This is a genomic window from uncultured Reyranella sp. (assembly GCF_945957355.1).
In the GTDB taxonomy this organism is placed as follows: domain Bacteria; phylum Pseudomonadota; class Alphaproteobacteria; order Reyranellales; family Reyranellaceae; genus Reyranella.
On the sequence record NZ_CAMFKM010000002.1, the window covers coordinates 262,942 to 275,798 of the forward strand.

13 protein-coding genes and 2 pseudogenes are annotated in these 12,857 nt (G+C 68.3%); 12 read left to right on the forward strand and 3 right to left on the reverse strand.

From position 1 onward, the window contains the following. Positions 1-24 precede the first annotated feature (24 nt). Positions 25-1,575, forward strand: coding sequence for a PLP-dependent aminotransferase family protein (locus Q0Q48_RS04350; RefSeq protein ID WP_295134566.1), 1,551 nt, complete (start codon positions 25-27; stop codon positions 1,573-1,575). Here Q0Q48_RS04350 and Q0Q48_RS04355 read toward each other — a convergent pair. Next, positions 1,535-2,269: an SDR family oxidoreductase gene (locus Q0Q48_RS04355; RefSeq protein ID WP_295134568.1), complete on the reverse strand. Its 735-nt coding sequence runs from the start codon at positions 2,267-2,269 to the stop codon at positions 1,535-1,537. The genes Q0Q48_RS04350 and Q0Q48_RS04355 overlap by 41 nt on opposite strands. A 25-nt stretch (positions 2,270-2,294) precedes the next feature. On the opposite strand from Q0Q48_RS04355, the gene ubiE reads away from it, so the two are divergent. The 11 genes and pseudogenes from ubiE to rho form a co-directional block, all read left to right on the forward strand. Next, the gene (gene ubiE / locus Q0Q48_RS04360; RefSeq protein WP_295134571.1) at positions 2,295-3,107 is read left to right on the forward strand and encodes a bifunctional demethylmenaquinone methyltransferase/2-methoxy-6-polyprenyl-1,4-benzoquinol methylase UbiE; all 813 of its coding nucleotides are present in this window, start codon (positions 2,295-2,297) and stop codon (positions 3,105-3,107) included. Further along, positions 3,108-4,631 (forward strand): 2-polyprenylphenol 6-hydroxylase, encoded by a 1,524-nt coding sequence (gene ubiB / locus Q0Q48_RS04365; RefSeq protein ID WP_295134574.1) that lies wholly within the window; start codon positions 3,108-3,110, stop codon positions 4,629-4,631. Positions 4,632-4,635: 4 nt separating this feature from the next. After that, positions 4,636-5,376: a sulfite exporter TauE/SafE family protein gene (locus tag Q0Q48_RS04370; protein ID WP_295134576.1), complete on the forward strand. Its 741-nt coding sequence runs from the start codon at positions 4,636-4,638 to the stop codon at positions 5,374-5,376. Positions 5,377-5,389: 13 nt separating this feature from the next. Continuing rightward, positions 5,390-6,631: a bifunctional phosphopantothenoylcysteine decarboxylase/phosphopantothenate--cysteine ligase CoaBC gene (gene coaBC / locus Q0Q48_RS04375; RefSeq protein WP_295134579.1), complete on the forward strand. Its 1,242-nt coding sequence runs from the start codon at positions 5,390-5,392 to the stop codon at positions 6,629-6,631. 15 nt (positions 6,632-6,646) lie between these two features. Beyond that, a complete protein-coding gene (dut, locus tag Q0Q48_RS04380; protein WP_295134582.1) occupies positions 6,647-7,129 on the forward strand; it encodes a dUTP diphosphatase in 483 nt (160 codons plus the stop codon). 17 nt (positions 7,130-7,146) lie between these two features. Next, on the forward strand, positions 7,147-7,611 hold the full coding sequence (locus tag Q0Q48_RS04385) for an Rrf2 family transcriptional regulator (protein WP_295134585.1): 465 nt from the start codon (positions 7,147-7,149) through the stop codon (positions 7,609-7,611). Between the two features lie 37 nt (positions 7,612-7,648). Further along, positions 7,649-8,083: a carboxymuconolactone decarboxylase family protein gene (locus tag Q0Q48_RS04390; protein WP_295134587.1), complete on the forward strand. Its 435-nt coding sequence runs from the start codon at positions 7,649-7,651 to the stop codon at positions 8,081-8,083. Positions 8,084-8,086: 3 nt separating this feature from the next. Then, entirely contained in the window at positions 8,087-8,560 is a 474-nt protein-coding gene (locus Q0Q48_RS04395) for a GNAT family N-acetyltransferase (RefSeq protein WP_295134589.1), read from the forward strand. Continuing rightward, complete coding sequence (locus tag Q0Q48_RS04400; protein ID WP_295134592.1) at positions 8,557-9,465, forward strand: NAD(P)-dependent oxidoreductase; 909 nt, start codon at positions 8,557-8,559, stop codon at positions 9,463-9,465. The genes Q0Q48_RS04395 and Q0Q48_RS04400 overlap by 4 nt, the downstream gene beginning before the upstream one ends. A gap of 255 nt (positions 9,466-9,720) precedes the next feature. Continuing rightward, a pseudogene (locus tag Q0Q48_RS28665) lies at positions 9,721-10,170 on the forward strand (Rho termination factor N-terminal domain-containing protein); the annotation flags it as partial. A gap of 138 nt (positions 10,171-10,308) precedes the next feature. Continuing rightward, a pseudogene (gene rho / locus Q0Q48_RS28670) lies at positions 10,309-11,100 on the forward strand (transcription termination factor Rho); the annotation flags it as partial. 113 nt (positions 11,101-11,213) lie between these two features. Here rho and Q0Q48_RS04410 read toward each other — a convergent pair. Beyond that, a complete protein-coding gene (locus Q0Q48_RS04410; RefSeq protein WP_295134598.1) occupies positions 11,214-12,422 on the reverse strand; it encodes an MFS transporter in 1,209 nt (402 codons plus the stop codon). Continuing rightward, a complete protein-coding gene (locus Q0Q48_RS04415) occupies positions 12,419-12,856 on the reverse strand; it encodes a PaaI family thioesterase (protein ID WP_295134602.1) in 438 nt (145 codons plus the stop codon). The genes Q0Q48_RS04410 and Q0Q48_RS04415 overlap by 4 nt, the downstream gene beginning before the upstream one ends. Position 12,857 lies beyond the last annotated feature (1 nt).

Genomic DNA, 12,857 nt, shown 5'->3' on the forward strand with positions numbered 1-12,857 from the left:
TGGTGGAAAGTGACTGGACCAGTTTTGAAACCTCGTTCGAGCGCCCGCGCCCGGCGCGTCCCGCCGCTCGGCCTGTCGCTCGATCCTTCCTCGTCCGAGCCGCTGCACCGGCAGATCGGCGAGCAGATGCGGCGCGCCATCCTCGACGGCCGGCTGAAGCCCGGTACACGCCTGCCGTCGTCGCGCGTGTTGGCGCAGGATCTCGACTGTGCGCGCGGCACGGTGGTGCTGGCCTTCGACCAGCTCGTGGCCGAGGGCTATGTCGTGAGCCAGGCCGGCTCGGCCATGTCGGTCGCGGCCAACCTGCCCGACGAGATGCTGACCGTGCCGCGCACCGGCGCACCGACGCAGGGCAAGTCCGTCGCCAAACCGGCTGTCGCGCGTCGTACGCGGGCGCTGCTCGCCGAGACACCGTCGCCTGTTCCCGCCGGGCCGCCTCTGGCCTTTCCCACCGGCCAGCCCGATCGCGAGGCGTTTCCCTTCGCGCTGTGGGCCAAGCTGCTGGAGCGTGAATGGCGCCGGCCGGGCATCGAGGCGGCGAGCGCCGTTCATCCGTTCGGCCATGCCGGCCTGCGCGAGGCGATCGCCACCTATCTCGGCGTGGCGCGCGGCTTCACCTGCGATCCCGGTTCGGTCGTCGTCACCACGGGCATCCGCCACGGGCTCTCGCTATTCACGCAGGTCGTGCTCGATGCTGGTGACCAAGCCTGGATCGAGGAGCCGGGCTTCGTCGGTGTGCGCGAGGCGCTGGCGAATTCGGGCGTCGACGCCGTGCCGGTCGACATCGACGAGTCGGGCTTCTCACCCGAGGCTGCGCTTGCCGCTGCGCCTGACGCGCGGCTGGCCATCGTGGCGCCCGCCCATCATTTTCCACTCGGCACCGTGCTCAGCCTGCAGCGCCGTCTCGAGCTGCTGAGCTGGGCCGAGCGCACCAAAGGCTGGATCGCCGAGGACGATTTCGACGGCGAATACCGTTACAGCGGCCGGCCGTTGCCGCCGCTGCGCACCCTCGATCGCGTCGGCCGCGTCGCCTACTTCAGCAGCTTCTCCAAGCTGCTCTTCCCTGCGCTGCGTCTGAGCTTCCTCGTCCTGCCATTGTCGCTGGTCGAAGCCACGGGGCGGATCATGGACCGCGTCTCGGTTCGCGCGCCGCTGCTGGGCCAGGGCGCGCTGGCGCGGTTCATCGCCGAAGGCCATTTCGCCACGCATCTTCGCCGTACGCGGCAGCTCTATGCCGGCCGCCGCGAAGCCCTGTTGAAGGCGGCGGCGCAGCGCCTCGACGGGCTGCTCACGGTGGCGCCTGATCCCGGCGGCATGCACCTGATCGCGCGTCCGGCCGCGCAGGTCGCGCGACGCTTCGACGATGTTGCCGTGACGGCTGCGGCAGCGGCCAAGGGGCTGACCGTCCAGCCGCTCTCGGTCTGCTACGCCGGCAAGGTGCGGCGGCACGGCCTCATTCTGGGTTACGCCGGAACGCCCGAGGCTGAGATCGAACGCGCCTTGTCGAAGCTGCGCGATGTGGTGCTGACGGCCGTCACGCCCAGCCGCCGGCGTGAGGCAGGACGTGCCCGGTGATGAAGCCGGCGCCGTCGGAGCAGAGGAAGCAGATGGTGGCGCCCAGCTCATCCGACTTGCCGAGCCGGCCGAGCGGGATCTGTGCCGTCATCTTGGCCATGGCCTCGCTGTTGGCAAGCAATGCCGGCGGGAAGTAGTCGGGGTTCTCGACGTAGTTGGAGCCGACCGCGTTCACCGTGATGCCGTCGCGTCCCAGTTCCTTGGCGAGCGAGGAGACGAGGCCATTGCCGGCCGCGCGCGCCGAGACATAGGGCGCATAGTTGGCGATGCCGCGCAGCGGAGCCGCCGAGGAGACGAACACGATGCGGCCCGACTTGCGCTTGCGCATCGACGGCGCGACGAGCTGCGTCAGCCGGAACGGCGCCACGGCCATGACTTCCAGCGCATCGCGGAAATCCTCGATGCGGGCCTCGCCGAGCGGCGCGCGCAGGGCGGGATAGGCGTCGTTGTTGACCAGTGCGTCGATGTGACCATGCCGCTTGAGGGCGAGTTCGACCATCGTCGCCGGCTCGGTCGCCGAGAGGGCATGGGCGCCCGGGAACTCCGCCTCGTACTTGCGCCGCGCGCTCGGCGCCTCGAACGAGGGATCGTGCGCCAGAACGGTGGCGCCCTGGGCCAGGGCGACCCTTGTGGTGCCGTGGCCTGCGAATTTCTCGACATTCGTGATCAGGATGACCCGGTCTTTCAGCAGCATGGCGATTCCTCTAGGTTGCGGCCCCATGGACCGTGCCTTCTCCGACAATCCTAGCGCAGCCCGCCCCGAGGGCCAGACCCTCGAGGAACTGGCCCCGGAGGAGCGTGCCTCCTTCGGTTTCCGCGACGTGCCCGCGGCCGAAAAGGCCGGGCTGGTGCGCGAGGTCTTTGCCAGCGTGGCGCCGCGCTACGACCTGATGAACGACCTGATGTCGGGCGGCGTGCACCGGCTCTGGAAGAACGCCATGGTCGACGTCGTGAACCCGCGGCCGGGCGAGAAGCTGCTGGACGTGGCCGGCGGCACCGGCGACATCGCCTTCCGCCTGCTGCGCCGTCAGGGCGAACGGCCCGACGTCACCGTCTGCGACATCAATCCGGCGATGCTCGAGGTCGGGCGCGACCGCGCCGTCGATCGCGGCCTGCTGCAGGGGCTCACCTGGGCGACGGGCGATGCTGAACACCTGCCGTTCCCGGATCGCTCGTTCGACGCCTACACGATCGCCTTCGGCCTGCGGAACGTCACCGACATCGACCAGGCACTGCGCGACGCCTGGCGCGTGCTGAAGCCCGGCGGCCGTTTCTACTGCCTTGAATTCAGCAAGGTGACCTCGGCACCGGTCGCCAGCGTCTACGATGCCTATTCCGAGCGCGCCCTGCCGTTCTTCGGCAAGGTCATCGCCCGGGACGCCGAGTCCTACCGTTATCTGCACGAGAGCATCCGCCGCTTCCCGCCGCAGCACGAGCTGGCGGCGCGCATGCGGAAAGCCGGGTTCGCCAACGTCTCCTGGCGCAACATGTCGCTCGGCGTCGTGGCCCTGCACCAGGGCTGGCGCATCTAGATGTTCCGCGCACTCCGCAACGGCTGGCGCCTGCTCTGCATGGCGGTGAGCTTTGCGCGCCATGACGCGCTGTTTCCGCTCGAGACGCTGGGCATCGCGCCGGCGCTGATCGCCTGGGCCCGTCTCTTCGCGCCGCGCCGCGACCCGCGCCGCCCGGGCGAGCGGCTGGCGGCGGCGCTGCAGGATATGGGCCCGTCCTTCATCAAGCTCGGCCAGGCGCTGTCGACCCGCGCCGACCTGCTGAGCGAGGAGGTCGCCGCCGACCTCGCGCGCCTGCAGGATCATATCCCGGCGTTTCCCGGCGCCGAGGCCCGCCGCATCATCGAAAGCGAACTCGGCCAGCCGCTCGGCGCGATCTTCTCGAGCTTCGACGACGTGCCGGTGGCGGCGGCGTCGATCGCGCAGGTTCACTTCGCGGTCACGACCGATGGCCGCGACGTCGCCGTGAAGGTGCTGCGGCCGGGCATCGAGAAGGCCTTCGAGCGGGACCTCGACCTCTTCTACTGGATGGCCGAGCTGGTCGAGCGCACGCAGCCGCGCTTCCGCCGCCTGAAGCCGGTCGAGTCGGTGCGCGCCTTCGCCGACGTGGTGCGGGTCGAGATGGACCTGCGCATGGAGGCCGCGGCGGCCGAGGAGCTGGGCGAGAACTTCGCCGACGATCCGAACTATCGCGCCCCCCGCATCGACTGGGACCGCACCGCCGAGCGCGTGATGACGCAGGAGCGGGTCGACGGCATCCCGATCGGCGATCGTGACGCCATCATCGCCGCCGGCCACGATCCGCACGAGATCATGCGCAAGTGCGCCGAGGCCTTCTTCTACCAGGTGTTCCGCGACGGTTTCTTCCATGCCGACATGCATGGCGGCAACGCCTTCGTCGATCGCCAGGGCACCATCGTGCCGGTCGATTTTGGAATCATGGGCCGGGTCGACTCCGATACGCGCGGCTATCTCGCCGAGCTGCTGGTCGCCTTCCTGCGGCGCGACTATCGCGCCGTCGCCGAGGTCCAGTTCCGGGCGGGCTATGTGCCGCCCGACCAGTCGCTCGAGATTTTCGCCCAGGCCTGCCGTTCGATCGGCGAACCGATCTTCGGCAAGCCCAGCCACCAGATTTCGATCGCCCGCCTGCTGGCGCAGATGCTCCGGGTCACAGAGCAGTTCGAGATGACCGTGCAGCCGCAGCTCCTGCTGCTGCAAAAGACCATGCTGATGGCCGAGGGCATGGGCACCAAGCTCAATCCCAACGTCAACATCTGGGAGCTGGCGCGGCCGCTGATCGAGGACTGGATGGTCACCCATTTCGGCCCGCGCGCCACGGCAGGTCGCGCCATCGAGGATCTGGCGCAGGGCCTGCGACGCCTGCCGCGCCTGATCGACAGCCTGCACGTGGTGGCCGAACACGAACGACGCAAGGCCGAGCGCGATGCGGACCAGCCGTCGCAAAGCGGCCGGTTGCGCCCGCGTTTCGCCGAGCTCGTGGCTCTTCTCGCCCTGGTCGCCGCCATCGCCGCCTGGTGGCACTGACCTCGTGAGCACCGATCAAATCGTCATCGGGCTGGCGATCTTCCTGCTCGCGGGCACCGTCAAAGGCCTGGTTGGGCTTGGCTTGCCGGCGATCTCCATCGCGTTGATGTCGCTCTTCCTGCCGCTGTCGGAGGCGATCGCGCTGATCGCGCTGCCCACGGTCGTCACCAACGTCTGGCAGGCATCGGTCGGCGGCCATTTCTGGCACATCGTGCGCCGCCAGTGGCCGCTGATCCTGCCGCTCTCGGTGATGCTCTACCTGACCGTCTGGCTGGTCGGCCAGAAAGGCCCCGGCTGGGCCTTCCTGGTGCTGGGCACGGTGCTGATCATCTACAGCACGCTCGGCCTGTTCCGCATAAGACTGACCATCCACGCCGATCTCGAGAAGCCGCTGGCGCCCGTCATCGGCGTCGTGTCGGGCTTCGTGGCGGGCGTGGTCGGCGTGCCGATCGTCCCGCTGATGCCCTATCTCCAGGGGCTCGACATCAAGCCGGTCGAGCTGGTCCAGACCCTGGGGGTGGTGCTGTGCGCCACCTCCCTGACCCTGACGGCCTCGCTGCTGTTCTTCGGCGTGCTCGACGGGCCGCGGGCGATCGTTTCGGGCGCCGCGATCGTGCCGGCCATCGGCGGCATGTGGCTCGGCCAGCAGATCCGCTCGCGCCTTTCGGTCGAGCAGTTCCGCCAGGCCGTGTTCTGGGCGCTGCTGGCCACCGGCCTCTATACTGTCGCCACCCGGCTCTTGTGATAGGCTGACGGCCATGTTGCACGGCAAGCGTATCCTGCTGATCGTCGCGGGCGGCATTGCCGCCTTCAAGTCGCTGGACCTGATCCGGCGCCTGCGCGAGCGCGGCGCGTCGGTGCGCTGCGTGCTGACCGCGGCCGGCGCCAAATTCGTGACACCGCTCTCGCTGCAGGCCCTGACCGAGGACCGCGTCTACAGCGACATGTTCTCGCTGACCGACGAGAGCGAGATGGGCCACATCCAGCTCTCGCGCGATGCCGACCTGCTGGTCGTGGCGCCCGCCACCGCCGACCTGCTGGCACGCATGGCCGGCGGCCTGGCCGACGATCTCGCCGCGACCGTGCTGCTCGCCACTGACAAGCCGGTGCTCGCGGCGCCGGCGATGAACGTGCGCATGTGGACGCATGCCGCGACCGTGGCGAACGTCGAGACCCTGAAGAAGCGCGGCGTCACCTTCGTCGGGCCGAACGAAGGCGCCATGGCCTGCAACGAATTCGGCCCCGGCCGCATGTCCGAGCCGCTCGAGATCGTGGCGGCGATCGAGGCGATGCTGGTGCGCGACCAGCCGCTTGCCGGCAAGCGTGCGCTGGTCACTTCGGGGCCGACGCGCGAGGCACTCGATCCGGTGCGCTTCATCTCCAACCATTCGTCGGGCAAGCAGGGCCATGCCATCGCGGCGGCCCTGGCCGCGCTCGGCGCCGACGTGACCCTGGTGAGCGGGCCGGTCGTGGTGCCCGATCCACCGGGTGTGAAGGTCGTGCCCATCGAGTCGGCCGACCAGATGCTGGCGGCGTGTTTGGACGCGGGGGGGCTCGATGCCGGGACGCTCGACATTGCCGTCTGCGCCGCCGCGGTTGCCGACTGGAAAGCCGCCAGGCCCGCCACCGGCAAGATCAAGAAACAGGCAGGCGCCCCGCCGCCGGCGCTCGAACTGGCGCCCAACCCCGACATCCTGGCGACGCTCTCCAAGGCCGGTCCCCGGCGGCCCGCGCTGGTGGTGGGCTTCGCCGCCGAGACCGAGAACGTGGTGGCCAATGCCATCGACAAGCGGACCCGCAAGGGCTGCGACTGGATCGTGGCCAACGACGTGTCGCCGGCCACCGGCACCTTCGGCGGCGAGCGCAACACGGTGCACCTGATCACGGCCCTGGGGGTCGAGGACTGGCCGCCGCTCGGCAAGGGCGACGTCGCCATGCGGCTCGCTGGCCGGATCGCGCTACATCTCGCGCAGGCAGGCAAGAAGCAGGCTGCAGAGTAATTCAACGGGGGGCCGATGACGGGCGTCGAGAGCATCGAGATCGAGATCGTGCGGCTGCCCCACGCGCAGGGCCTGCAACTGCCCGACTATGCGACGGCCGCCGCCGCCGGTGCCGATCTGCTGGCCGCCATCGACCAGGATATCGAACTGGCGCCGCTGGAACGCCGAATCGTTCCGACGGGTCTCTCGATCGCTCTGCCCGTGGGCTTCGAGGCCCAGGTCCGTCCGCGCTCGGGCCTGGCCGCGAAGCACGGGATCACGGTGGCCAATGCCCCCGGGACCATCGATGCCGACTATCGGGGCGAGGTCGGCGTCATCCTGATCAATCTCGGCAAGGAGCCTTTCCGCATCGAGCGCGGCATGCGAATTGCACAGATCGTCATTGCTCGGCATGCCCGTGCCGTCTGGCGAGAGGTCTCCGCCCTCGACGAGACGGCGCGCGGTGCGGGCGGCTTTGGTTCGACGGGAGTAACGGCCGGCTCACTCAAGAGGGCCTGAAGGGGGACGAGAACGGGATGCCTCGCCTCAGCAAGAAGACGATGTTCGCCATCGAGGCGGTTCTCGACGTGGCCTTCCATGTCGGGGAACATCCGGTGCGCAGCGGTGACATCACCGAGCGCCAGCGGATTCCCAAGCGGTATCTCGAGCAGGTGCTGCAGCATCTGGTGCGGGCCGGCATCCTGGCCGGCAAGCGTGGACCGCGCGGCGGTTACCGCCTGGGGCGGGACCGATCGACCATCACCCTGGGCGAGGTCGTGCGGGTGGTGCGAAATCTGGAGGTCGAGACCGAGCCCAGCGATCCGTCGATCGGGTCGCCGCTTGCCCATGAAGTGGTCTGGCCGCTTTGGGAGAAGCTGCGCGAGGAGATGATGGCGCAGCTCGACAGCGTCACGATCGAGGATCTCTGCCGGCAGGCTCACACCAAGGGGCTCGCCGTTTCGGCGTCCCAGTCGCCGCACGCAGGCCACGCAGCGATCTGATATACAGCTCCCCGGTTTTTATCCGGAGGAGCAAGACATGGCCAAGAAGACCGCTGTCGCGAAGGCGAAGAAAGCCAAACCCCAGCCGCGCAACAAGAAGCTCTACGACGAGGGCATGAAGATGCGGAAGGCCGTGCTGGGCGCGGCCTATGTCGACAATTCCCTGGCCGGCGCCGCCAACGACGAATTCATGATGGCCTTCCAGGACATCACCACCGAGTACTGCTGGGGCTATGCCTGGACGCGGCCGGGCCTGTCGAAGAAGAACCGCTCGATGCTGAACCTCGCCATGCTGGCGGCGCTCAATCGCGGCCCCGAGCTCAAGCTGCACATCAACGGCGCGCTGAACAACGGCCTCACCAAGGACGAGATCAAGGAGATCTTCCTCCAGGTCGCGATCTATTGCGGGATTCCCGCCAGTCTCGACGCCTTCAAGACCGCCCGCGACGTCTTCAAGGACCGCGGCCTCTGAACCATGGCGGCGACTCGGCCGGCACGGCCCGGTGAGGCGGCAGGCCTCACCGCGCTTTGCCTGCGCTCGAAGGCCCATTGGGGCTACGACGCGGAGTTCATGCAACTCTGCGTGCCCTCGCTCACGGTCGAGGAGCAGAGCATCGCCGAGGGCCGCGTGCTGGTGGCAATCGACGGAACCGGCCGGACGGCCGGCACCGTCAGTGTGGGCCGCGACGGCGACGATGCCGAACTCGCGCTGATGTTCGTCGAGCCTGCCGCCATGGGCGGCGGGACGGGACGCCAACTGTTCGAGGCCGCCGTCGCGCTGGCGCGGGAGCTGGGATACCGGCGCATGACCATTCTCGCCGACGTGAACGCCGCGCCGTTCTACGAGCGCATGGGCGCGCGCTTCCTGCGAAACGAGCCGTCGGATGCGATTCCCGGCCGCGTCCTGCCGTTCTATGAATACGATCTCACGTCAGGAGCTTCGTCATGACCACGTTCGCGCCTCCCGCCACCATCGCCTTCATCGGTCTCGGCATGATGGGCCGTCCGATGGCCAAACGCCTCGTCGAGGCCGGCTTCACCCTGCGGGTGTTCGACGTCTCGCAGAAGGCGGTCTCCGATTTCGTCGGCGCCCATCCTTCGGCACTGGCGACGGCGTCGGCGAAGGCCGCCGCCCAGGGCGCTGCGGCGCTGATCACCATGCTGCCCGACGGCAAGATCGTGCGGCAGGCCATCCTCGAAGGGCGGGACCCGGCGATCGAGGGGCTGGCGGCGGGCGCCGTCGTCATGGACATGAGCTCCTCCAATCCGGTGGACACGCAGAAGCTCGCGAAGGACCTCGCCGCCCGGGGCGTGGCCCTGCTCGACGCGCCGGTGTCGGGCGGCGTGAAGCGCGCGATCGACGGCTCGCTCAGCATCATGGTGGGCGGCGCGGCGGCCGACCTCGAGCGGGTGCGGCCCGTTTTCGGCGCGATGGGCAAGACCATCACGCTCTGCGGCCCGGCCGGCGCCGGCCATGCGCTGAAGGCGCTCAACAACTATCTCTCGGCCGCCGGCCTGGTCGCGATGTGCGAAGCCCTGGTTGTCGGCGAATCGTTCGGGCTCGATCCCGGCACCATGGTGGACGTGTTCAACAGCTCGACCGGCAAGAGCAACGCCACCGAAGTGAAGGGCCGCCAGTTCGTCGTGCCGCGGAACTTCTCGGCGGGATTCTCCACCGCGCTGATGGCCAAGGACCTGCGCACCGCGGGCGACGTCGCGGCGCATCTCAAGCTGCATGTGCCCGGCCTGGAGCAGGCGGTGGCCTACTGGACCGACGCCGACGGCAAGCTGGGCAAGGGTGCCGATCACACCGAGATCTTCCGCTACGCCGAAATGCTGGCCGAGGAGAAGTAAGGCCCGATTCTCTATTGAGATCGGGCTGACCCGTGTGGCCCAAAGGTCCCTTAATGCGGTAGCCCGCCACTACGAGGCTGCCTTTACAGCGCCGGAATCGGCCCTTATATAAAGGCCACCCAGGGCCTCTGGCGTCGTCTCCCCGGCGGCAACTCGACGAGGCGCCTTCCAGTACGACACAGCGCTGTATTTCAAGGCTCGGCCGCCCGGTCGCTGCAAGCGCGTGCGTCATTTCCCCCACCAGATCGAAGACCCATGAATCTCCAGGACCTCAAGAAGAAGAAGCCCCCCGAACTCCTGGCCTTTGCCGAAGAGCAGGGCGTGGAGGGTGCGGCGATGATGCGCCGCCAGGAGCTGATGTTCGCCATCCTCCAGAAGCTCGCCGCCGCCGACCAGGCGATCTTCGGCGTCGGCACCATCGAGGTGATCCCCGACGGATTCGGCTACCTGCGCTCGATGGAAGCCAACTATCTGCCCGGCGCCGACGACATCTATGTCAGCCCCCAGCAGGTTCGTAAGTTCGGCCTGCGCACCGGCGACACGGTCGAAGGCGAGATCCGCGCCCCCAAGGACGGCGAGCGCTACTTCGCCATGGTGCAGATCAACAAGATCAACTTCGACGATCCCGACGCGCTGCGCCATCGCATCAACTTCGACTCGCTGACGCCGCTCTATCCCGACGAGAAGCTGAAGCTCGAGCTCGACGGCGGTGCTGCCGCCATGGCCCCGGCCATCACCGAGGAAGCCATCGGCGGTTCGAAGGCGACCTCGTCGGGCCGTGTCGGCACGCGCCGCACCGGCACCCTGACCAAGAAGGCCGGCACGACGCCGCAGCAGCAGCTCGACATCTCGACCCGCGTGATCGACCTGATCGCGCCGATCGGCAAGGGCCAGCGCGCCCTGATCGTGTCGCCGCCGCGCACCGGCAAGACGGTGCTGCTGCAGAACATCGCGCACGCCATCACCGCCAACAATCCCGAGGTCTTCCTCATGGTGCTGCTCGTCGACGAGCGCCCCGAGGAAGTGACGGACATGCAGCGCACGGTGAAGGGCGAGGTCGTGAGCTCGACCTTCGACGAGCCGGCCAGCCGCCACGTCGCCGTCGCCGAGATGGTGATCGAGAAGGCCAAGCGCTTGGTCGAGCACAAGAAGGACGTGGTGATCCTGCTGGATTCCATCACGAGGCTGGGTCGTGCCTACAACACCGTCGTGCCGAGCTCCGGCAAGGTGCTGACCGGCGGTGTCGACGCCAACGCCCTGCAGCGTCCGAAGCGCTTCTTCGGCGCGGCCCGCAACATCGAGGAAGGCGGCTCGCTGACCATCATCGCGACCGCCCTGATCGACACCGGCAGCCGCATGGACGAGGTCATCTTCGAGGAGTTCAAGGGCACCGGTAACTCGGAAATCATCCTCGACCGCAAGGTCTCCGACAAGCGCACCTTCCCGGCGATCGACATCACCAAGTCGGGCACCCGCAAGGAGGAACTGCTGGTCGACCGCGCGACGCTGTCGAAGATGTGGGTGCTGCGCCGCATCCTCATGCCGATGGGCGCCGTGGATGCCATCGAGTTCCTGCTCGACAAGCTGCGCACCTCGAAGACCAACCAGGATTTCTTCGGGTCGATGAACCAATAGGGCGGCAGCGCTTGTAACCAAGCGCGAGTCAGGCGCTGTAAACAGCGCCGACCCGCACGGCTCAGAATAGATAAGAACTCAAAGGAGCGCCGCGAAAGCGGCGCTCTTCTTGTTTACGGCAGATCCCGAGCCTCCCGACTCATGGCGAACCAAAGCCAGATCACCGCCTGCACCGCCAGCAGCGCGACCGTCACGACCTGATGCGCCTCGGCGCGCGACAGCCCATGTGCTGCGTCCATCCAGGCCAGTGCCGGCCCGATCGCCGCCTGCACCACGAAGGCGATCAGCATGCAGATGAGGTTGAGCGTCGTATTGACCCGGCCCGCCAGCTCGGGCGCGAAGGCGCGCGTCACCAGCGCGTAGCAGACCACCGACATGCCGCCGAACATCACATAGGCGAACCACAGGAGCTTCGGCGCCGCCGTGACGTTGAGCGCGATCGGCACGTGGATGGCGAGGAACAGCAACCCGTAGATCAGCAGCACCCGGCCGCCGCGCACGCCGCGCCGGTGCAGCAGGTCGACGATCATGCCGCTGAAGAAGTAGCCGGGCACGATGGCGATCGAGAGGGCAAACAGCGCGACGCCCACCGACGGTTCATCGAGATGCGCCACGTCGCGCAGCCATCCCGCCGCCCAGAAGCTCGCGTAGCAGACCCACACGCCGAGCGAGAATGTCGGCGCGAGCCCGGCCTTCCAGAAGAGCGGCGTCCGGAGAACGCCGGCCAGGCCGCGCAGCTCGTCGGCCAGGCGCCCCTTTCCGCCCCGCTCGTATCGGGGAGCGGCCAGCAGCTGGTAGAGCGCGACGGCGACGGTGACGGCGCCGAGACCCAGGAAGATCTGCCGCCAGTCGAAGTCGACCAGCAGCCACTGCACCGGGCGCGTCGCCATCGCGGCGCCCAGTCCGCCGAACGTCATCATGACGGCGTTGACCAGCGGCAGCCGACCGATCGGCCAGTAGAGGACGTTGGCCTTGAAGCCGCACATCAGGGCGACGGACAGGCCGAGCCCGATCAGTGCGCGGCCGATGCTGAGCGTGACGACGTCCTGCCCCAGGGCGAAGACGACGGCGCCCAGCGCGGTCGCGAGCAGCATGACCGGCGCCACGCGGCGCGGGCCGAAGCGGTCGAGCGCCACGCCGGCGGGAAGCTGGGCCGCCGTGAAGGCCGCCAGGTACATCGACGTCACGACGCCGATGGCGGCATCGTCGAGACCGAGCTCGCTGCGCAGCGCGGGCGCAACCACCGCATTGAGCGAGCGGAAGAGGAAGCTCAGGAAGTAGCCGAGGGCAAACGGCAGGAACGCCGTCAGGGCGAGCCTCAAGAGCGGTCGCCCGTCCTGGCGAATACCGCGCTCGCGTGGACGATGCGCTCCTCGCCGACCTTCAGGTAGCAGTTGGCGAAGGCCAGTCGCCCGCCAACCTTGTGAACGTCGACATGGGCCTCGACCCAGTCGCCGATCTTGGCGGAGCCCGCAAAATCGGTCTTCACGCTCGCGGTGACGATCAGCGGCGAGGGCGTCTGGCTGCGTGTCGTGCGATAGCCCAGCGAGATGTCGCACAGGGTCATGAGGATGCCGCCATGGGCGACACCGCGTGCGTTGGCGTGCTTGGGCTGGATGCGCAATCCCACCACGAACGTGCCGTCGGCGTTCTCGCGATAGAAAAACGGCCCGTTATGGTCGAGGAACGGGCTGGTGCGGAACAGCGGCTTGTAGCCGGCTGGTGGATCGGAGACTGGCAGGTTGCTGTCGTCCACG

Excerpts from the sequence above, each read along its gene's own strand:
- Q0Q48_RS04355 (WP_295134568.1), bottom strand. The coding sequence starts at position 2,269 with ATGCTGCTGAAAGACCGGGTCATCCTGATCACGAATGTCGAGAAATTC.
- ubiE (WP_295134571.1), top strand. The coding sequence starts at position 2,295 with ATGGACCGTGCCTTCTCCGACAATCCTAGCGCAGCCCGCCCCGAGGGC.
- ubiB (WP_295134574.1), top strand. The coding sequence starts at position 3,108 with ATGTTCCGCGCACTCCGCAACGGCTGGCGCCTGCTCTGCATGGCGGTG.
- coaBC (WP_295134579.1), top strand. The coding sequence starts at position 5,390 with ATGTTGCACGGCAAGCGTATCCTGCTGATCGTCGCGGGCGGCATTGCC.
- dut (WP_295134582.1), top strand. The coding sequence starts at position 6,647 with ATGACGGGCGTCGAGAGCATCGAGATCGAGATCGTGCGGCTGCCCCAC.
- Q0Q48_RS04385 (WP_295134585.1), top strand. The coding sequence starts at position 7,147 with ATGCCTCGCCTCAGCAAGAAGACGATGTTCGCCATCGAGGCGGTTCTC.
- Q0Q48_RS04390 (WP_295134587.1), top strand. The coding sequence starts at position 7,649 with ATGGCCAAGAAGACCGCTGTCGCGAAGGCGAAGAAAGCCAAACCCCAG.
- Q0Q48_RS04395 (WP_295134589.1), top strand. The coding sequence starts at position 8,087 with ATGGCGGCGACTCGGCCGGCACGGCCCGGTGAGGCGGCAGGCCTCACC.
- Q0Q48_RS04400 (WP_295134592.1), top strand. The coding sequence starts at position 8,557 with ATGACCACGTTCGCGCCTCCCGCCACCATCGCCTTCATCGGTCTCGGC.